This window comes from Streptomonospora sp. PA3, from assembly GCF_009728995.1.
Lineage (GTDB): Bacteria > Actinomycetota > Actinomycetes > Streptosporangiales > Streptosporangiaceae > Streptomonospora.
On sequence record NZ_VTZW01000016.1, the window covers coordinates 363,470 to 379,194 of the forward strand.

The following is a 15,725-nucleotide window of genomic DNA, read 5'->3' on the forward strand; positions in this document are numbered from 1 at the left end:
CCGACGAGCGCGCGGACCGGCGCGCGGGAGCGGGGTCGCCGGCTGCCGCCGGAAACGACGTTATCGGGGGCGGCCGGCCGCAGCGGCGCCGCAGCGGCCGCAAAGAGCGTGAGAATCGCCCCGCCGCGAGCGCGTCCGGCCGCGCCGCGCCCATGCGCCCGCGGGGACCGCCGCCGAGGCGCCGGGGTTCCCCGCGGGAACCCGGCGCTATACCGCCGGCCGGCTGTAGTGCTCGGCCAGTTCGGCGACGCCTTCGCGGTAGGTGGGCCGCTGCGGACGCCAGCCCAGCTCTTCGTGCGCCTTCGCGCTGCTCATCCGCACTCCCCCGGTCATCATGGCCTTGGCGTAGGGAGCGGATGTCAGCAGCCAGGTCGGCACGGCCGGCGGCTTGGGCGCGCCGACCGCGGCGGCGATCGCCGTCGCCAGGTCGGAGAAGCTGACCGGCTCGTCGTCGGCGACGTTGTACGCGGTGTCCGGGGCGCCGCGCTCCAGGGCGGCCAGGGTGGCGTCGGCGGCGTCGTCCACATACACCCAGGGCAGCACGCCCCCGTTGCGGACCACAGGCAGCCGTCGCCGCCGCAGGCCGTCCACCACGGCGTCGCCGGCCGGGCCGGGGCCGTAGAAGAGGCCGTAGCGCAACGAGATCCCACTCACGTGGTCCGCGTCGAAGATCTGCCGCTCGCTGGACCGCATCGCCGCGACGGCGTGCTCGAAGCGGCCGCGGCCGGGCGGGCCGAACCGGTCGGCCTCGGTGAGCACGCGGCCCCCGAAGTCGCCGTATCCGTAGCCGAAGACCATCGACTGGTTCACGAACCGCTCGGCACCCGTCCGCGCGGCGGCGGCGAGCAGGTTCTGGGTGCCCTCGATGCGCAGCCGGTTGGTGGCGGCCATGTCGCGGTGCATCATCGGCGGCTTCTTCAGCGCGGTCAGCTGTGAGATCACGGCGTCGAACCGGTGCCCGTCGAGTGCCTGCAGCAGCCCGGGCCGGTCCAGCACGTCCACGTGGACGGGTGCGGCTCCCGCTGCGAGCAGCTTCTCGCGTCCGGCCGCGGACCGGTGGATCGCGGTGACGTCGTGCCCGGCCTCGCGCAGCCGCCGGGTGAGCGGTAATCCGATGGCGCCGGAGGCGCCTGCCAGCAGAACCCTCATGGTTACTCCTCTGGTCGCTCCTGCGATTCCCGGACCGCGCCGGCGGTCGCGGCGGTCGCGGCGCCGGAACGGGCGCCGGCGATGAGCGCGGCGATCAGTACCGCGGCCGCGTTGGCGAAGCGTTGTTCGCCGACGCCGGTCGGGTGGCCGCCGAACCGGTCGGCCAGCAGCCAGTAGTGGGCGGTCGCCCCCTGCAGGACGACGGTGACCGCCTCCCAGTCGGGGCCTTTGCCGTCCTCGCCGGCCAGGGCGATGAGCATCGCCGTGATCGCGTGGTGGAAGCGCACGATCTCGCCCTGGCCGAACCGCCCCAGCAGGTCCGGGAACGCGTCGAGATCGCGGAACAGCACGCGGTTGGCGTCGCGGTCCTCCTCCATGCGGCGCAGCCCTGCGTGCACCACCGAGGTCAGCTCCGCGACGGGGTCGGCCGAGTCGCGGACGCCCAGCCGTTCGGCGAGGTCCCGGCCGCCGGCCAGCAACCGGTCCAGGCCCTCGGACAGCAACTCCTCCTTGGTGCGGAAGTGCTTGTACAGACTGCCGGAGCCGGGCGAGAGCCCCGCCGCCTCCTCGATCTGCGCGACCGACGTGGCCGCATATCCCCGCTCCCCGAACAGCCGCATCCCCTCGGCCAGCAGAAGGTCTTTTGTCCGTGCCATATCCGGAAGCTAGCAAGCAAGTGCTTGCTTGTCCACGGAGGTACCGCGCCCTTGAGGAGATCGGCCGGAGCCCCTGCGGGGCAGGGGAATCCGGACGGCAGCAGGGACGCGTCCGGTGCTGAACGTCCGTGGTGGCCGCCTCACAGGTCCGCGCAACGCCCTCCGGCCGACCACAGCGGGTCGAAGCCGCTGCCGTGCGCGACTCCGCCCGCGAAGAGGCGACCGCACGCACCCCGGCCGGGCTCACCCGTCCCCGGCGGACGTCTCGCGCAGGGCCGCCGCCACGGCACGCTGCCCCGCAGTCGGCTCCGGCTTGGTCACGGCCAGGGCGGTGCGCCCGGACCACGAGGGATCCTGCACCTCGACGGTGACGACCCCGGCCGGTAAGCCGGGAACAGCGATGCCGGGAACCGTCGTGATGCCGAGACCGGCGGCGACGTAGCCGAGCCGCGCGTTCCAGTCGTGGATGCGATAGGCGATGCGGGGTTGCGGCAGCGTGGGCCAGGCACCGAACTGCGGGTCGCCCCGCAGCCCGGCACCGGCGATCCAGGACTCGCCGGCCAGGTCGTCGACCGCCACCTGCGACCGGCCGGCCAAGCGGTGGCCGCGGGGCACGGCGACGACGCCGCTGCCCCCGGTGGCCAGGCGCACGGTTCGCAGTCCGCGCAGGTCGTAGTCAGGCAGGCCCTGGCCGACGGCGATCACGGCGACGTCGACTCCTCCGGCGCCGACCCGACGCACCAGCGCCGGCGAGGACGCCTCGTGCAGGTCGACGACCAGCGCGGGGTGCTCGCTGCGGAGCGCCGCCACCGTTCGCGGAACCAGCGACCAGGTCGCGGTCGGGAAGGCCCCGAGGACCACCCGCTCGGCGAGCCTGTCGGAAAGCACGGCGAGCTCGCGGTCCGCCGCGTCGAGTTCGGCCAGCACGGCGGCCGCCCGGCGGGCGACCGCATCGCCGGCCCGGGTCGCCTCCACCCCGCGGGCCTTGCGTACGAACAGGGGCGTCCCCGCGGCCGACTCCGCGGCCGCCACCTGCCGGGAGATCGCCGACTGGGTGTATCCGAGGAGGTCGGCCGCCGCGGTGAAGGACCCGGTTCCGACGACAGCATGCACGACGCGCAGCGCAGGAACGGTGAACTCGGCCATGACCCCGATCTTAGCCATGATTAATACGCATGCCTCGCATGCGAAAGCGTCGCTTGTGGAATGCCTTGGTCGCACCGAGGCTGGAATCGCCAAGGCAGCACCACGAAAGGACGAACGCGGATGCCCGCCCCTACACCCAAGGTCTGGTTCATCACCGGCGCCTCGCGGGGCTTCGGCCGCCTCTGGGCCGAAGCCGCGCTCGAACGCGGTGACCGCGTCGCGGCGACAGCCCGGGACGTCACCGCCCTGGAGCCGCTCACCGAGCGGTTCCCAGACACCGTCCTGCCACTGCGTCTCGACGTGACCGACCGGGCGGCGGTGTCGGGGGCCGTCGAGCGGGCCGTCGAGCGGTTCGGCCGCCTCGACGTGGTCGTCAACAACGCGGGCTACGGGCTCTTCGGCATGGTCGAGGAGCTCACCGAGGCCCAGTTGCGCGCGCAGCTGGAGACGAACTTCTTCGGCACCGTCTGGGTGACCCAGGCGGTGCTGCCCGTGCTCCGGGCCCAGGGCTCGGGCCGCATCCTGCAGGTGACGAGCGAGGGCGGGGTACGCGCCTATCCCGGTATCGGCGCCTATCACGCCTCCAAGTGGGCGGTGGAGGGCCTTTCCGACTCGCTCGCCCAGGAAGTCGCGTCGTTCGGGCTCCACGTGACCGCGGTCGAGCCGGGCCCCTATGCCACGGAGTTCGCCGGCGGCAGGAGCTTGCGGACCACCGAACCCCACCCGGACTACGCCGGCGTCCGCGAAGCCACCGGCAAGGAATGGGTGCTCGGCGATCCCCAAGCAACGGCGGAAGCGATCCTCGCGATCGCCGACGCCGAGAACCCGCCCCGGCGGATCGTCCTGGGACACACCCTCCCCGAGATCGAGGAGATCTACGCCGAGCGGCTGCGCGTCTGGCGGGAGTGGGAACCGGTCACCACGGCCGCCTTCGGCAAGCGGATCGTAGCCCAGACCGCCTGACCTGCGCCGGGCCTGCCCGGTCGCGGCTTCGCCGGGCGCGCCCCGGGGCGCGCCCGGCAAGGCGCTCGGCCGGCGGGAGCCGGCGCGCCGGCCCGGCAGGCGCTAGGACGCGGCGGCGATGCCGTCGAGCCGGGCCAGTTCGTCGTCGCTGAACCTGAGGGCGCCGGCGGCGATGTTCTCGTCCAGGTGCGCCGGATTGCCGGTGCCGGGGATGGCCAGCACGTGCGGACCGCGATGCAGCGTCCACGCCAGCCTGACCTGCGCGGGGGTGGCGCCGTGGGCCTCGGCGACGGAGGCGATCTCCGCTCGGCCCGCCTCGTCGGGGACGCCGTGCGGCGAGCCGCCGACAGCGAAGAACGGAACGAACGCGATGCCGTGCTCGCGGGTCAGGGCGACCAGGTCGTCGTCGGTGCGTTCGGTGATGCCGTACCTGTTCTGGACGCACACCACGGGTGCGACGGTCATCGCCTCGGCGAGCTGGTCGGCGGTGACGTTGGAGACGCCGATGTGGCGGATCAGTCCCGCCTCGCGCAGGTCGGCGAGGGCCCCGACGTGCTCGGCGACGGACCCCGGCTCCTTGTCGAGACCGCTGCCCCAGCGCAGGTTCGCGACCTCGATGTGGTCGCGGCCGAGCTGGCGGATGTTCGCCTCGACCTGTCCGCGCAGTTCGTCGGGGCGTGCGTAGGAGTCGGGCTCGCCCGTGCCGGAACGGCTCGGGCCGACCTTCGTCGCTATCACCAGATCGTCGGGGTAGGGCTGCAGCGCGGTGCTGATCAGCTCGTTGGCCGAGCGGGTGGGCAGAAAGTAGAAGGCGGCCGTGTCGATGTGGTTGACGCCGAGTTCGACGGCGCGGCGCAGGACGGCGATGGCGTCGGCCCGGTCCCTCGGTGCCGGATCCCAGGGCATGCCGGTCAGGCGCATCGCGCCGAAACCGACCCGGTTGACCGTGCGGTCGCCGAGCCGCCAGGTGCCCGCGGCGTCCGCGCTCGGGGCGTCGGTGGTGTTCGTCGTGGTCGTCATGCCATCAGCCTGGCGCGCCGAGGGCGGGCGCGGCCGCTTTTGGCAACTTGCTGCCAGTACCGTTCGACATGCGGCTCGCGGGGGAGAATGGCACTATGCGGACCACCGAGACCTTCCAGGTCGTGCGGGGTGAGGAGGAGGTACTCCGACGCACCGCGCACCTGTTCCAGGCGGCCACCGACTTCGCCTGCGCTGCGAACAGCTTCGCCGCCTGGACGTGGGCGCACGCCCAGCGCGGTCTCGCCGCCGACACGGCGAAGCCGGCCGGGATGCGCATCCGCAAGCTCTACCGCTCCGGCATGCTCCTGGATCCGACATGGGCGCAGCGGATCGCCGAGGCCGGCGACCGCCACGGTGCCCAGATCCGCGTCAGCACCGAGGAGATGAACGAGACCATCATCCTCGACGGCCGGGTGGTGATCCTCGCGGGCGACGAGCAGGCCGGTGAACGCAGCTACAGCCTCATCAGCCAGCCGGAGACGGTGCAGGGAGTGTGCTCGCTGTTCGAGATCGCATGGCGGTCGGCCACGGAGCTGGCCGTGTACGACGCACGGGTCGCCGAGGTCCGGCAGATCGCTCCCCGGGTGCTCGACCTCCTCGGCCAGGGCGTCAAGGACGAGGCGGCGGCTCGCATGCTGGGACTTGGCGTACGCACGTATCGCCGACGAGTCGCCGAGCTGATGGCCGCCCTCGGCGCCGAATCGCGGTTCCAGGCCGGCCTGCGGGCCAGGGAGCTGGGGCTGGTGTGACCTCCTCCCGGCGCTGCGCTGCCGGGCCGGGATTCCTACTGGGTGCCTTCCGCTGCGAAGGGCGGCACTCTCGCCGAGCCGCGCTGAGCGACGTGCTCGCGCGCTCACGGTTTTACCAATGATAACAACAGCATGGTTGCACCGATAGCACTTCCTGTTATCATTGAAATCAGACAGACAGTTCCACCGCTATTCCGCCCTGGCGCGGGTGGGCGCCCTCGACACGCCCGCCGGGCGCGCAGGAGTCCGCATCCCAGCGCTTGCAGAGGAAGACATGAACACCAGTGACATACGCGCGGCCCTGATCACCGGCGGGTCCGGCGGCATCGGCAAGGCCGTCGCCGAGAGGCTGGCGGCCGACGGGTACGCGGTCGCCGTGCACTACTCCGGAAACAAGGACAAAGCCGAGGCCGTCGCGGCCGCGATCACGGACGAGGGCGGCCGCGCGATCGCCGTCGGCGGCGACGTCGCCGACGAGGCCGCCATGACCGCCGCCTTCACCACGGCGGAATCGGCCTTCGGCGGTCTCGACGTCATCGTGAACGCGGCGGGGATCATGATCCTCTCGCCCATCGCCACCGCCGACCTCGCCGACGTGGACCGGATGCACCGCACCAACATCCGCGGCACCTTCGTCGTCTGCAAGTTGGCCGCCAACCGGGTTCGCCCGGGCGGGGCGATCATCAACGTCTCCACGTCGGTAACGCGCACCAAGCTGCCGTCCTACGGCGCATACGCCGCCTCCAAGGCCGCCGTCGAGGGCCTCGGGCTGATCCTCGCCCGCGAGCTGCGGGGCAGGGACATCACCGTGAACACGGTCGCTCCCGGCCCGACCGCAACACCGCTGTTCCTGGAAGGCAAGAGCGAGGAGCTGATCGACCAGCTCGCCTCGATGAACCCGATGGAACGCCTCGGCACGCCCGAGGACATCGCCGAGACCGTGGCCTTCCTCGCCGGCCCGGCACGCTGGGTCAACGGCCAGACGATCTTCGCCAACGGCGGCATGGCCTGAAGCCGGCCCAGGGCGCTGCCTCGGCCCATCAGCCGGTTGCGTCCACGGCCGGTCCGGGGCACCCCCGCAAGAAACGACGAGGGCGGCCCTGCGAGCAGGACCGCCCTCGTACCGAGTGGAGCTATGGGGATTCGAACCCCAGACCTCCTCCATGCCATGGAGGCGCGCTACCGACTGCGCCATAGCCCCTGGTGAGCCGCCCCGTTCGCCGCGGCGGCCCCACCGACTCTAGCGGAATCCGGCGCCCGCGTCGAAACGGAGCAGGCGCCCGTACCCGGCCGCGCGCGGGTGGGCGTCATCGGTCGTCGCTGAGCGTGCGCGGCTCGGGCAGACTCGCCGCATTGTGCTCCAGCAGGCGCCATCCGCCGGTGCGCAGCGGCCCCAGCAGGGACCAGGAGCAGTTTCCCAGCGGTCCCAGCACCTGGCGCCGGTCGGGCGGCAGGCCCAGCATGCGGTTGATCCCGGCGCGCAGCGCCGCGCCGTGGCCCACCGCCACGAGCAGCCCGTCCTCGGGCACGAGCGCCAGCCCGCGCTCGATGGCGTCCTGCACCCGCTCCCCCACGGCAGCGAGGTCCTCGCCGCCGGGCGGCTCCATGCGGGCGTCCTCCTCGGGCCAGCGCTCGCGGATCTCCGCGGTGGTCAGCCCCTCCCACCTGCCGCCGAAGCGCTCGCGCAGGCCCTTGTCCAGGGTCACCGGCAGGCCGGTCTCCTCGCTGAGCGCATGCGCGGTCGCGGCCGCGCGGCGCAGGTCGGAGGAGACGACGGCGTCGGGCCGCAGCCGCGCGAGCAGGGCGGCGGCACGGCGCGCCTGGGCGAGTCCGCGCTCGTTGAGGGCGATGTCGGTCTGGCCCTGGAAGCGCTTCTCGGCGTTCCACGCGGTCTGGCCGTGGCGCCAGCAGACGACGCGGCGGGTCTCGGTCACGGGCGGCCTTCCCCCCGCGCCGCGCCGGCGCGCCGGCGCGAGCCGCCGCCGCCCGCGCTCACGCCTCGTCGGCGCTGCCGCGCGCCGGTCCGCGAGTGCCCTCGGGCAGCGTGATCTGCGGGCAGTCCTTCCACAGCCGCTCCAGGCCGTAGTGCCCGCGCTCCTCCTCGTGCTGGATGTGCACCACGATGTCGGCGTAGTCCAGCAGTACCCAGCGCCCGTCGCGCTCGCCTTCGCGGCGGACGGGCTTGACGCCTCCCTGGTCGCGCAGGCGCTCCTCGACCTCTTCGACGATGGAGCGCACCTGCCTGTCGTTGGGCGCCGAGCACAGCACGAATGCGTCGGTGATCACGAGCTGGTCGCTCACGTCGTAGGCGACGATCTCCTGGGCGAGCTTGTCGGCGGCCGCCTCGGCGGCGATGTTCACGAGCCCCACGGCCCGGTCGGTGGCGGACACGATGTAGCAGCAGCCTCCCTCGGGCCGCTACCCCGCGGTCGGATCGTCGAGGTAGAGCCCGGTCTTGTTGATGTAGCGGACGATGCCGTCGGGTACGAGATACCAGATGGGTTCGCCCTTGCGGACGCGCTCCCGGCACTCGCTGGAGGAGATCGCCAGGGCCGGGACCTCCACGAGGCTCACCTTGCCGTCGGGAAGCCCGGGATCGGTGAGCCGGTGTCCGGGGCGGTTACAGCCTACGAAATGCGCGAGTTCGAAGAGTTCATCCACGTTCTGCCAGCTCAGAATAGCGCCCAGCGCGTCGGCGCCGGTGATGAAGAACAACTCCACCCCGGTGCCGTAGATCTGGCGCATCTCGCGCAGCGTGTCGATGGTGTAGGTCGGCCCGTCGCGGTCGATCTCCATCCGGCTCACGCTGAACTGGGGGTTCTCGGCGGTGGCGATGACGGTCATCAGATAGCGGTCCTCGGCCGAGGTCACCTGGCTGAGGTCCTTCTGGTAGGGCTGCCCGGCGGGCACGAAGACCACCTCGTCCAGGTGGAACAGGTGGGCGACCTCGCTGGCCGCCACCAGGTGGCCGTGGTGGACGGGGTCGAACGTTCCGCCCATGATGCCCACGCGGCGCGGGTTCCTGCGCCGCTGCTCCGCGCTGGAGAGGGCCCCCGCGGGTTCGTTGCGCACGTACCGCTCCGTTCCTGCGTGTCGCCGACAACCGTCAAACCGGGGCTTCACGGCGCCGGTTCTCCCCTTTTGGTCCGGTCTATCCCGAGATTAACCGACGGGTGTGCGGCCGCTTCCGGCCACTGCCCGCAGCCCGGCGAAAATCGCGTCATATCTCGATACCGCGAATCGTGGCGCGGCGCACCGCCGGGGCATAGCATGCCGACATGTCCACCAACGCTCCAGACCGCGCCCGCGTACGACTTGAGAACATAAGCTCCCGAGCATACGAGCACCCGGCCGATCGCGGCGCACTGGTCGCGCTGCGGTCCCTGCGGGGTTTCGACGAGGTCTTCAAGCGCCTCTCCGGCCTGTTCAACGAACGCGCCCTGCGCCTGATGTTCCTCTCCAGCGCCGTTCGGGTGAACGAGCAGCAGTTCCCCGAAGTCCACAACTACGTCCGCGACGCCGCCTACATCCTGGACCTCGACGAGGTCCCCGAGCTCTACATCCAGATGAACCCGCGGCCCAACGCCATGGCGATCGGCAGCAGCAAGCCCTTCATGGTGATGACCACCGGGCTGTTCGACCTGCTCGACGCCGAGGAGCAGCGGTTCGTCGTCGGCCACGAGGTCGGCCACATCCTCTCCGGCCACGCCGTCTACCGCACCATGCTGCTGGCGCTGATCCGGCTCGCCGCGCGCGTCGCCTGGATCCCGCTGGGCTACATCGGCATCCGCGCGATCGTCACCGCGCTGGAGGAGTGGTACCGCAAGTCCGAGCTGTCCTGCGACCGCGCCGGCCTGCTCGCCGCGCAGAACCCCGACGCCGCCAAGCGGGCCCTGATGAAGCTCGCCGGCGGATCGCGGCTGGCGCAGATGAACCCCGATTCGTTCATGGCCCAGGCCCGCGAGTACGAGCGCGGCGGCGACGCCCGCGACAGCCTGATCAAACTGCTCAGCCTGATGGGCCAGACCCACCCGTTCGCGGTCATCCGCATGGCCGAGCTGAGCCGGTGGATCGACGACGGCTCCTACCAGCGCATCATCGACGGCGACTACCCGCGCCGCGACACCGACAAGGACGCCTCGGTGGGCGCCGAGGCCCGCAGCGCCGCCAAGCACTACCGGGAGTCCTGGGAGCGCTCGGAGGACCCGCTGGTCGGTACCCTGCGCGACGTCGCCGGCACCGCGGCCAGCACGGGCGGGCGCATCTTCGACACGGTGGCCGAGCGCTGGAACCGCGCCGGCCGCCGCGACGACAGCAACGCCGGGTCGGCCTCCTAGGTCGTGATTAAGAACGGCGGGGGCGCCGCTTTCCAGGAACCCACCGGGTACCACCGGGGGCGGCCACCATCGGGGGTGCGGCAATAGGAACCCACCGGGTACCACCGGGGGCGGCCACCATCGGGGGTGCGGCAATGGGAACCCACCGGGTACCACCGGGGGCGGCCACCATCGGGGGTGCGGCAATGGGTGCGCCTCGCGTAGCGCGGTCACAGCTTGCCGCCGAGCGCACGCGGAACTTGTCAGGTGGAGCCGCACCATCGGTGGCGGGACTCCGGCGCAAAAGTGCACCGTGCCCTCGGCGGCAAGCCGGCTCTGAACAGGTACGTGGCGCGCAGCGCCTCCGTTAGGGGCGGCGGCGGGTGACGGGCGGGATTCGCGCACCACAGCCCCATTGCCGCAACCGCTGTGGTGTCCGGCTTCCTAAACAGAGGAAGCCGCTTCGCGCGGGCCCCGGTCCCGCGCGCTGCGGGCGCCCCAGGGCGCCCGCAGCGGCCGGGTCGGGGTCCGCGTGCGGCCGGTCTCGGCCTGCGGGCGGCTGCGCGCACCGGGTGAAGGGCGGCGGTCGGCGCGCCGTCCACCGCCTCCGTCGGCGCGCCTCAGCGCAGGTGGCCCTCGCCGGTGACCACGTACTTGGTCGAGGTCATCTCCGGCAGCCCCATGGGGCCGCGGGCGTGCAGCTTCTGGGTGGAGATGCCGATCTCGGCGCCGAAGCCGAACTCGCCCCCGTCGGTGAAGCGCGTGGAGGCGTTGACCATGACCGCCGCCGCGTCGACCAGGGACACGAACCTGCGCGCGGCCGACTGGGAGTCGGTGACGATGGCCTCGGTGTGCTTGGTGGAGTAGCGGCGGATGTGGGCGACGGCGTCGTCCAGCGAGTCGACCACCTTCACCGCCAGGTCCGCCGACAGGTACTCGGTGGACCAGTCGGCCTCGGTGGCCTCGACCACGGCGTCGTCGTAGCCGCGCACCCGCTCGTCGCCGTGCACGGTGACGCCCAGGTCGCGCAGCGCGCCGAGCACCCGCGGCAGGAACCGGTCGGCCGCGGCGGCGTGCACCAGCAGGGTCTCGGCGGTGTTGCAGGTCGAGCACCGCTGGGTCTTGGCGTTGACCGTGATCTCCAGCGCCATCTCGACGTCGGCCGAGGAGTCGACGTAGACGTGGCAGTTGCCCTCGCCGGTCTCGATCACCGGGACGGTGGACTCGGTGACGACGGCCTGGATCAGCGACGCCCCGCCGCGCGGGATGAGCACGTCGACCAGGCCGCGGGCGCGCATCAGCGCCTGGGCGGAGTCGCGCCCGCTGCCGGGCACCAGCTGCACGGCGTCGGCCGGCAGGCCCGTCTTCTGCAGCGCGCCGCGCAGCACCTCGACGATGCGCCGGTTGGAGGAGTAGGCCGAGGACGAACCGCGCAGCAGCGCGGCGTTGCCGCTCTTGAGGCACAGCGCGGCGGCGTCGGCCGTGACGTTGGGCCTGCCCTCGTAGATGATCCCGACGACCCCGAGCGGGACGCGCACCTGGCGCAGCTCCAGCCCGTTGGGCAGGCTCCCGCCCCGCACGACCTCGCCCACGGGGTCAGGCAGGTCGGCGATGTCGCGGACGGCGTCGGCGACGGCGCCCACGCGCTCCACCGACAGCGACAGCCGGTCGATCATGGCCTCGCTCTCGCCGGCGGCCCGGGCGCGCTCGACGTCCTCACCGTTTGCCGCCACGATGGACTCCGCCTCAGTGACCAGGGCCTCGGCCATTGCCAGCAGCGCCTCGTCCTTGATCGCGCGGCTCAGCGGCGCGAGGCCCGCCGCGGCGTCTTGGGCGCGCTGTGCGCAGTCGCGTACCTCGCGCTCGGTTTCGCTCATGGTGCTGGTCGCTTTCCCGGGTAGTCGGGGGGTCAGGATTCCGGTTCCAGCCTAGCGGGCCGCGCCGGCGCCGGGTGCGGTCCGCGGCGCGACCGGGGCCGCCCCCGCCCGCCCGTGATCTCGGCCGTTTCCCGGACAGCCGGGCTGCGCAGCCGGTACCGTGACGGCGCCAGGTTGCTCGGTCGAGATCTTAGGTGGTGTCGATGTCGGCATGTCCCAACGGCGGCGAACACGACTGGGTCTTAGGAGGAGACCGCAAGTTCCACTGCTCCAAATGCGGAGCCGAAAGCGCTCGCAGACTCTGACGCGCCGGTCGACGGCATAGCAGGCGGCAGACCGCGGCCGGGACGCGACCGCACGGTCGGCCCTTTGCCGCGGAGCTGCGGCCGCGAGCGCCGGTGCACCCTGCTCAGCACGCCCGGCCGGACTCCTCGCCGACGGCGGGCGCCGCGGGGTGCACCGTACCCTCTTCCACCACATCGCCTTCGGAGCTGGCCCGCCAGGTCACCGGCCCGCCGAGCTGGTCGGCGACGTCCTGGGCCCATCTGCGCAGCGGCGCGAACCGGTCGGGGCCGGGCTGCAGCACCGTCCTGCCGCGGTAGGTCACCGCGCCGAGAGTGACGACGCGGCCGTCGTGGCGCAGCTCGGTGTCGAACTCGTGCGTGGTGGACCTCATCCCGTCACCCTACTGCCATATCGCCCCAGGCCGCGGGCGGCGCGCACCGACCCGGTCGCCGCGGCCGGTCCCGTGCGGCCGCGGCGCCGCGGGGCACTGTCACCGCTGCCCGCCGCCGCGCCGCGCCTGCTCGCGCGCCGCGCCGAGCAGCACCAGGTCGTCCCGGTGCACGATCTCGCGCTCGTAGCCGGGGCCCAGCTCCCGCGCCAGCCAGCGGGTGGAGCGCCCCATCAGGTCCGGGATCTCGTTCGCGTCGTAGTTGACCAGCCCGCGCGCGATGGCGGTGCCCTCCTCGTCGCGCAGGTCGACGGGGTCGCCGGCGGAGAAGTCGCCCTCGACCTTGACCACCCCTGCCGGCAGCAGCGAGGCGCGCCCGCCCGCGACGGCGCGCACCGCCCCCGGGTCGAGCACGACGCTGCCGCGGGCCGCGGTGGCGTGCGCCAGCCACAACTGCCGCGTAGAGGGCCGGCGCCGGGCGCGGGCGGCGAACAACGTGCCCACGTTCTCGCCCGCCAGAGCCGGGCGGGCGTTGGCCGCCGAGGTGAGCACGGTGGGCACGCCCGCCTCGGTGGCGATACGCGCCGAGGCCACCTTGGTCACCATGCCGCCCGTGCCCACGCCGCGGCGGCCCGCGCTGCCGATGTCGATCCCGTCGAGATCGGCGGGGTCGGCGATGCGGGGAATGCGCCGCGCCCCGGGCCGGGCGGGGTTGCCGTCGTAGAGCGCGTCGACGTCCGACAGCAGCACGAGGGCGTCGGCGCGCAGCAGGTGGGCCACCAGGGCGGCCAGCCTGTCGTTGTCGCCGAAGCGGATCTCGTGCGTGGCCACCGTGTCGTTCTCGTTGACGATGGGCATGGCGCCGATGTCCAGCAGCCGGCGCAGCGTGCGCTGGGCGTTGCGGTGCTGCACGCGGCGCATCATGTCCTCGACGGTCAGCAGCACCTGTGCGGCGGTGAGCCCGTGCCGGGCGAAGGCCGCGGTGTAGTGGGCGATCAGCAGCCCTTGGCCGACGCTGGCCGCGGCCTGCTGGGTGGCCAGGTCGCGGGGGCGCAGCCCGAGCCCCATCGGGGCGATGCCCGCGGCCACCGCTCCAGAGGAGACCAGCACGATCTCGGTGCCGGCGGCGCGGCGCTCGGCGAGCACGTCGGCCAGCTCGCCGATGCGGTCGCGGTCGATGGTCCCCTCGGGGGCGGTCAGCGAGGAGGAGCCGACCTTGACGACGACCCGGCGGGCCCGGGTCAGTTCGGTGCGCTCGTCGAGCGCGTCGTTCCCTTCGGACGATGACGGTTCTGACGGTGCCTCGCGCACGTCGCTCTACTTTCCATGGGTGTCGGTCCTGTCGGCGGCCGGGCCACCGCTGCCCCGCGCGACACGGGCGCGTGGGGCGCCTGCCGCGCCCCGGCGCGCCTCAACCCAGCCGGGAGTCGGTGCCGCGCGGGCCGATCGGTGTCTCCCCGCTGTCGACCGACGGGTCCCAGTCGAAGACCACGGAATCCTCCTCGTCGCCGATGTAGACCTCGGCGCCCTCGGTCGCGCCCGCGTCGGCGAGCGCCTGCTCGATGCCCAGCCGGTTCAGCCGGTCGGCGAGGAAGCCGACGGCCTCGTCGTTGGCGAAGTCGGTCTGGCGCACCCAGCGGGCGGGCTTGCTGCCGCGCACCCGGAACGTGTTGTCGCCCAGCGGCACGATCTCGAAGGGGGTCTCCCCGATCTCGCGGGGGCGCAGCACGACACGTGTGGGTTCGGGCGCGGGGCGGGCGGCGCGGGCCGCCTCGACCTGCTCAGCCATCGCGAACGACAGCTCGCGCAGCCCTTCGCGGGTCGCCGCGGAGATCTCGATGACCCGCAGGCCGCGCTCGCGCAGCATGGGCGCGACCATCTCGGCCAGCTCGCGCCCGTCGGGCACGTCCACCTTGTTCAGCACCGCGATCCGCGGCCGGTCGGCGAGGTCGACGCCGGTGGCCGCACCGTAGGCGGTCAGCTCCTCCTCGAGCGCGTCCAGGTCGCTGAGGGGATCGCGGCCGGACTCGAAGGTGGCGCAGTCGAGCACGTGCACCAGCGTCGAACAGCGCTCGACGTGGCGCAGGAACGCCAGCCCGAGCCCCTTGCCCTCGCTCGCGCCCGGGATGAGCCCGGGCACGTCGGCCACCACGTACTGCGTGGCGCCCGCCTCGACCACGCCGAGGTTGGGGATGAGGGTGGTGAACGGGTAGTCGGCGATCTTGGGCCGGGCGGCCGAGAGCGCGGCGATCAGCGAGGACTTGCCCGCGCTGGGGAATCCGACCAGACCCACGTCGGCGATGGTCTTGATCTCCAGGCGCACGTCCAGCTCCTCGCCGGACTCGCCCTTGAGCGCGAACCCGGGCGCCTTGCGCTTGGGCGAGGCCAGCGCGGCGTTGCCCAGCCCGCCGTTGCCGCCGCGGGCGATGACCAGACGGGTTCCCGGGCCCACGAGGTCGGCGATCACCTCGCCGGAGGCGTCCAGGACCACGGTGCCGTCGGGCACGGACAGCACGGTGTCCGCACCGTCGCCGCCGGAGCGGTGCCCGCCCTGGCCGGGCGTGCCGTTGCGCGCCCGGCGGTGCGGGCGGCGCTTGTAGTCCAGCAGGGTGGCCGTGCTGCGGTCGACCTGCAGCACGACGTCGCCGCCCTTGCCGCCGTTGCCGCCGTCGGGGCCGCCCAGGGGTTTGAACTTCTCGCGGTGCACGGAGGCGCAGCCGTGCCCGCCGTCACCGGCCTTGATGTGCAAGACCGCCTCGTCGACGAAGTCAGGCATGTGTCCTCTCCCGTGCCGATCCCTGCTGACCAGCCTATGCGCCGCTGCGGCACACAGGCGGCCCCTCTGAACACGCGTGAGGCGGGCCAGGACGCCTGGCCCGCCTCACGCGTATGGTCGCTCCGCGCCGGACCTACTCGGCAGGCACCGGGGCGGGGACGATGTTCACGGCCTTGCGGCCGCGCCGCGTACCGAACTCGACCTTGCCCGCGACCAGCGCGAACAGGGTGTCGTCGCCACCGCGGCCGACGTTGTCGCCGGGGTGGAAGCGGGTGCCGCGCTGGCGGACGAGGATCTCGCCGGCGTTGACGGACTGGCCGCCGAAGCGCTTGACGCCGAGCCGCTTGGCGTTGGAGTCGCGGCCGTTCCGGCTGGACGATGCGCCCTTCTTGTGTGCCAT

At 72.9% G+C, this 15,725-nt stretch carries 16 protein-coding genes and 1 tRNA gene; 4 read left to right on the top strand and 13 right to left on the bottom strand.

Translation table 11 applies throughout. The features are described from left to right. Positions 1 to 207: 207 nt before the first annotated feature. The 3 genes from FZ103_RS18080 to FZ103_RS18090 all read right to left on the bottom strand — a co-directional run bounded on the left by FZ103_RS18080 (position 208) and on the right by FZ103_RS18090 (position 2,951). Entirely contained in the window at positions 208 to 1,149 is a 942-nt protein-coding gene (locus tag FZ103_RS18080; protein WP_156002742.1) for an NAD(P)-dependent oxidoreductase, read from the bottom strand. Positions 1,150 to 1,151: 2 nt separating this feature from the next. Further along, complete coding sequence (locus tag FZ103_RS18085; RefSeq protein ID WP_156002745.1) at positions 1,152 to 1,805, bottom strand: TetR/AcrR family transcriptional regulator; 654 nt, start codon at positions 1,803 to 1,805, stop codon at positions 1,152 to 1,154. A 243-nt stretch (positions 1,806 to 2,048) separates the two neighbouring features. Next, complete coding sequence (locus FZ103_RS18090) at positions 2,049 to 2,951, bottom strand: LysR family transcriptional regulator (protein WP_156002748.1); 903 nt, start codon at positions 2,949 to 2,951, stop codon at positions 2,049 to 2,051. Between the two features lie 120 nt (positions 2,952 to 3,071). Between FZ103_RS18090 and FZ103_RS18095 the strand changes: the two genes are divergently transcribed. Then, a complete protein-coding gene (locus FZ103_RS18095; RefSeq protein ID WP_156002751.1) occupies positions 3,072 to 3,914 on the top strand; it encodes an SDR family NAD(P)-dependent oxidoreductase in 843 nt (280 codons plus the stop codon). 102 nt (positions 3,915 to 4,016) lie between these two features. On the opposite strand, the gene FZ103_RS18100 is transcribed toward FZ103_RS18095, so the two are convergent. Beyond that, positions 4,017 to 4,934, bottom strand: a complete 918-nt coding sequence (locus FZ103_RS18100; protein ID WP_156002754.1) for an oxidoreductase — start codon at positions 4,932 to 4,934, stop codon at positions 4,017 to 4,019. 95 nt (positions 4,935 to 5,029) lie between these two features. Between FZ103_RS18100 and FZ103_RS18105 the strand changes: the two genes are divergently transcribed. Both FZ103_RS18105 and FZ103_RS18110 read left to right on the top strand, forming a co-directional pair. Further along, positions 5,030 to 5,683: a response regulator transcription factor gene (locus tag FZ103_RS18105; RefSeq protein WP_156002757.1), complete on the top strand. Its 654-nt coding sequence runs from the start codon at positions 5,030 to 5,032 to the stop codon at positions 5,681 to 5,683. A gap of 274 nt (positions 5,684 to 5,957) precedes the next feature. After that, complete coding sequence (locus tag FZ103_RS18110) at positions 5,958 to 6,695, top strand: SDR family oxidoreductase (RefSeq protein WP_156002760.1); 738 nt, start codon at positions 5,958 to 5,960, stop codon at positions 6,693 to 6,695. Between the two features lie 116 nt (positions 6,696 to 6,811). On the opposite strand, the gene FZ103_RS18115 is transcribed toward FZ103_RS18110, so the two are convergent. From FZ103_RS18115 to nadD, 4 genes are all read right to left on the bottom strand, one after another. Further along, a tRNA-Ala gene (locus tag FZ103_RS18115) sits at positions 6,812 to 6,884 on the bottom strand. 106 nt (positions 6,885 to 6,990) lie between these two features. Next, entirely contained in the window at positions 6,991 to 7,617 is a 627-nt protein-coding gene (locus FZ103_RS18120; RefSeq protein ID WP_186356474.1) for a histidine phosphatase family protein, read from the bottom strand. A 58-nt stretch (positions 7,618 to 7,675) separates the two neighbouring features. Further along, complete coding sequence (rsfS, locus tag FZ103_RS18125) at positions 7,676 to 8,074, bottom strand: ribosome silencing factor (RefSeq protein ID WP_186356475.1); 399 nt, start codon at positions 8,072 to 8,074, stop codon at positions 7,676 to 7,678. A gap of 27 nt (positions 8,075 to 8,101) precedes the next feature. Then, positions 8,102 to 8,755: a nicotinate-nucleotide adenylyltransferase gene (gene nadD / locus FZ103_RS18130; protein WP_394350119.1), complete on the bottom strand. Its 654-nt coding sequence runs from the start codon at positions 8,753 to 8,755 to the stop codon at positions 8,102 to 8,104. Positions 8,756 to 8,961: 206 nt separating this feature from the next. Between nadD and FZ103_RS18135 the strand changes: the two genes are divergently transcribed. Then, complete coding sequence (locus FZ103_RS18135) at positions 8,962 to 10,020, top strand: M48 family metallopeptidase (protein WP_156002762.1); 1,059 nt, start codon at positions 8,962 to 8,964, stop codon at positions 10,018 to 10,020. 599 nt (positions 10,021 to 10,619) lie between these two features. On the opposite strand, the gene FZ103_RS18140 is transcribed toward FZ103_RS18135, so the two are convergent. From FZ103_RS18140 to rpmA, 5 genes are all read right to left on the bottom strand, one after another. Further along, entirely contained in the window at positions 10,620 to 11,876 is a 1,257-nt protein-coding gene (locus tag FZ103_RS18140; protein ID WP_156002765.1) for a glutamate-5-semialdehyde dehydrogenase, read from the bottom strand. 409 nt (positions 11,877 to 12,285) lie between these two features. After that, positions 12,286 to 12,552: a hypothetical protein gene (locus FZ103_RS18145; RefSeq protein WP_156002767.1), complete on the bottom strand. Its 267-nt coding sequence runs from the start codon at positions 12,550 to 12,552 to the stop codon at positions 12,286 to 12,288. Positions 12,553 to 12,651: 99 nt separating this feature from the next. After that, positions 12,652 to 13,794: a glutamate 5-kinase gene (gene proB / locus FZ103_RS18150; RefSeq protein WP_156002977.1), complete on the bottom strand. Its 1,143-nt coding sequence runs from the start codon at positions 13,792 to 13,794 to the stop codon at positions 12,652 to 12,654. A 166-nt stretch (positions 13,795 to 13,960) separates the two neighbouring features. Next, positions 13,961 to 15,325 carry a GTPase ObgE gene (gene obgE / locus FZ103_RS18155; RefSeq protein ID WP_156002768.1) on the bottom strand — a complete coding sequence of 455 codons (1,365 nt, stop codon included), beginning with the start codon at positions 15,323 to 15,325 and terminating at the stop codon, positions 13,961 to 13,963. 133 nt (positions 15,326 to 15,458) lie between these two features. Further along, the gene (gene rpmA, locus FZ103_RS18160; RefSeq protein WP_156002771.1) at positions 15,459 to 15,725 is read right to left on the bottom strand and encodes a 50S ribosomal protein L27; all 267 of its coding nucleotides are present in this window, start codon (positions 15,723 to 15,725) and stop codon (positions 15,459 to 15,461) included.

What these genes read in the sequence shown, in the direction of transcription:
- obgE (WP_156002768.1), bottom strand. Translation starts at nt 15,325, where the DNA reads ATGCCTGACTTCGTCGACGAGGCGGTCTTGCACATCAAGGCCGGTGAC.
- FZ103_RS18100 (WP_156002754.1), bottom strand. Translation starts at nt 4,934, where the DNA reads ATGACGACCACGACGAACACCACCGACGCCCCGAGCGCGGACGCCGCG.
- FZ103_RS18110 (WP_156002760.1), top strand. Translation starts at nt 5,958, where the DNA reads ATGAACACCAGTGACATACGCGCGGCCCTGATCACCGGCGGGTCCGGC.
- FZ103_RS18090 (WP_156002748.1), bottom strand. Translation starts at nt 2,951, where the DNA reads ATGGCCGAGTTCACCGTTCCTGCGCTGCGCGTCGTGCATGCTGTCGTC.
- FZ103_RS18105 (WP_156002757.1), top strand. Translation starts at nt 5,030, where the DNA reads ATGCGGACCACCGAGACCTTCCAGGTCGTGCGGGGTGAGGAGGAGGTA.
- FZ103_RS18080 (WP_156002742.1), bottom strand. Translation starts at nt 1,149, where the DNA reads ATGAGGGTTCTGCTGGCAGGCGCCTCCGGCGCCATCGGATTACCGCTC.
- FZ103_RS18140 (WP_156002765.1), bottom strand. Translation starts at nt 11,876, where the DNA reads ATGAGCGAAACCGAGCGCGAGGTACGCGACTGCGCACAGCGCGCCCAA.
- FZ103_RS18145 (WP_156002767.1), bottom strand. Translation starts at nt 12,552, where the DNA reads ATGAGGTCCACCACGCACGAGTTCGACACCGAGCTGCGCCACGACGGC.
- rpmA (WP_156002771.1), bottom strand. Translation starts at nt 15,725, where the DNA reads ATGGCACACAAGAAGGGCGCATCGTCCAGCCGGAACGGCCGCGACTCC.
- FZ103_RS18095 (WP_156002751.1), top strand. Translation starts at nt 3,072, where the DNA reads ATGCCCGCCCCTACACCCAAGGTCTGGTTCATCACCGGCGCCTCGCGG.
- FZ103_RS18135 (WP_156002762.1), top strand. Translation starts at nt 8,962, where the DNA reads ATGTCCACCAACGCTCCAGACCGCGCCCGCGTACGACTTGAGAACATA.
- FZ103_RS18085 (WP_156002745.1), bottom strand. Translation starts at nt 1,805, where the DNA reads ATGGCACGGACAAAAGACCTTCTGCTGGCCGAGGGGATGCGGCTGTTC.